The organism is Bradyrhizobium sp. (assembly GCF_049512235.1).
Classification (GTDB): domain Bacteria; phylum Pseudomonadota; class Alphaproteobacteria; order Rhizobiales; family Xanthobacteraceae; genus Bradyrhizobium.
The window spans coordinates 1-2,670 of sequence record NZ_JBEKXH010000701.1; the positions used below are offsets into that span (position 1 = coordinate 1).

The following is a 2,670-nucleotide window of genomic DNA, read 5'->3' on the forward strand; positions in this document are numbered from 1 at the left end:
CTCGATCATCGTGTATTGCAACTGAGTGGCGAGAGGGTAACCCGCCGGGCGACGATCGTCGCGATGCGCGCTAGCCCGCGAGGCCCGGCACCAACTCAGCCCCGGCTTCGACCTTCATCGTCGACCCCGACAGATCGCCTTCGAAAGGCTGGCAGCGGCCGCCAAGATGTTGTGCGAGAAATGCTTCGGCTACAGCGAAGAACGCCAGCCGATTGACCGGCCGCACGAAGCCGTGGCCTTCGTCGCGGAAGGTGATGTAGGTCACCGGCGCGCTGCGGCTCTTCAATGCGTCCACCATCTGCTGGGATTCGGCTGCCACCACGCGGACATCCTTCAAGCCCTGCGCGATCAAAATCGGCCGCGTGGCCCGATCGAGATGGTTGAGCGGCGAGCGTTCCATGAGAAATGCGCGTCCGTCTTCGGTGTCCGGATTGCCCAGCCGGTTCTTCCAGACATTGAACCACGGCTGCCAATAAGGCGGGATCGTCGCCATGAAGGTGATGAGATTGGAAATGCCGAAGAGGTCAACGATACAGGCAAATACTTCCGGAGTCTTCGTTGCCGCCGTCAGGGCCGAATAGCCGCCATAGCTGCCGCCGAAGAAACCGATACGCTTGGGGTCGGCAATGCCTTGTCCGACCGCCCAGTCGACCGCGTCGATCAGGTCGTCGTGCATACGCCCGCCCCATTCGTGGTCGGCTGCCGCGACGAACGATTTGCCATAACCGGTCGAGCCCCGGTAGTTCACGCTGAGCACCGCGTAACCGCGATTCGCCAGCCACTGGTGCACAGCATTGAACCCCCAGGAATCACGTGCGTAGGGACCGCCGTGAATCACCAGCACCAGCGGCGGCGTGCCCTGGCTCTCGCCCGGGCGAGTGAGGTAACCGTTGAGATGAAGTCCGTCGCGCGCGGCAAACGTCACCGCCTCGAGCGGCCGCAGCGCCAGCCCGGCCAGCGCCTTGCGCTGCTTGAACAGCGGGCGCACCTGGCGGGTCTCGCGGTCGAGCAGCACGAATTCGCCGCTCTCGGCGTCGCGCTCAAAATGGGCGGTCAGCACCTGATCGCCGTAACTGCGGCCGCTGAAGGTGATGTCGCCGGCGCCGTAGGCACCGAGGTCCGCGAGATCCTGCAAGGCGGAGGGCTCGACTGCGTGCCAGCGCGCGCGTTCCTTCTCGGCGCGTGCGGCCAGCGGCCGGCGGGCAAAGAAGCTGACTTGCGCGATGTCCGCCTCGTCGTCGGCCGCGAGCAGTGTGGTTTTCTTCGTCGCCATGTCCATCGCATATAGCGCCGCCTTGTCGCGCCCCCGCGAGTCCAGCATGTACAGGGTCTTGCCGTCGGCGCTGAATTCGAGCAGGTCCGTACCATCGAGATCGCCGAGCGGAATCGTCATGAACGGCGACCAGCTGCCGCTGGCGTGGCGCTGAAACACTTCGGCGGAGCCGTCGGCCGCGAACCGCATGCCGAGCCGCAGCTGAAAGTCGCCGTCGGCAAGGAGTCCGGCATACTCACTGTTTTCGTACAACAGTTCGCTCGAACCGTTCAGCACGCTGACGCGATAGAGATCGAAATAATGGTTGTCGCGTCCATTGTGCATCAGCAGGACGTCGGTCTGAAACTTGCGGTCGATTTGCGTCAGGAACGACTTTACGCCCTGCGCTGGCGAAAGCGCGACCACGGCATTATTCCGGATATTGACGCTGGAGGCGCGCCAGTTCTCGTCGCCGTCGCGATCCTGGAAGAATATGATGTGGCTGTTGGTTTGCGCCCAGCGATAGAACGGGGCGACGCTGCGATCGGTGATGCGGGTCACGGCCCGCGCGGAGGCGATGTCGTCGATCCGCGCCACGAACAGGTTGCGAACGCCGTCGACCGGCGCCAGCCAGGAAAGGTGCCAGCCGTCCGGGCTGACGGTCACGCTGCCGTAATCGGGATTATCGAACAGCACGCGCCGGGCGATCAGTTCGGCGTCGGCCGCATGGGAGGGTTCGGGCCGCCCAAAAGGCCATGTCGCTGCGAATGCGGCGGCGGATTTCAGCAGGAAGCGACGATCGATAGGGACAGCCAACACGCGAGATCTCCCTTCGGCGATGGCCGGCGTAAGACCCGATCCGCGGCGCGCATGTATCAGCGCAGTAGCGCATCCGTCGAGGACACCGGCTGAGCGTCAGGCTAGCCCGGACACGCACGCCGCGCAACGGCTTGCGGTTTCAGTTGAGGACTCTGGCATACATGCACGCACGACTATCATCGATTTGGGCAAGCCGACGGCGGGCGGCCACATTCGAAGCCATCGCAGATGGTGCGCAACCCGACGCCCATATGCTTGCGATTTCCTTCGGCGATGACGAAGACCCAAATCGGCAGTAGACATTCGCAGGCAGCGCCGGCCGCTGATTTGATCTCGCCAACCAAGGGGCTCCCATGTCGTGGCAACATATTCGCATATCCCGCTTCGGTGGCCCCGAGGTCCTGGAACTGGCGGAAGAGGCTGTCATCCCCGAGCCGGGCCCCGGCGAGGTCCGCATCAAGGTGCTCGCGGCCGGGACCGGTTTCACCGACACTTTCATCCGGCGCGGCCGCTATCCCGACTTCAAGGGACCGCTGCCGTTCACGCCGGGCTACGAACTGGTGGGTGTTGTCGAGAAGGCCGGCTCCGGGGTGGTCTCG

Annotated in this window: 2 protein-coding genes; one reads left to right on the forward strand and one right to left on the reverse strand. The window is 64.2% G+C overall.

Translation table 11 applies throughout. The features are described from left to right. Positions 1 to 70 precede the first annotated feature (70 nt). Positions 71 to 2,071 carry a S9 family peptidase gene (locus ABSG20_RS34140; protein ID WP_423868843.1) on the reverse strand — a complete coding sequence of 667 codons (2,001 nt, stop codon included), beginning with the start codon at positions 2,069 to 2,071 and terminating at the stop codon, positions 71 to 73. Between the two features lie 353 nt (positions 2,072 to 2,424). Between ABSG20_RS34140 and ABSG20_RS34145 the strand changes: the two genes are divergently transcribed. Further along, on the forward strand, positions 2,425 to 2,670 hold a 246-nt coding region (locus ABSG20_RS34145), incomplete at its 3' end, for an alcohol dehydrogenase catalytic domain-containing protein (protein WP_423868844.1).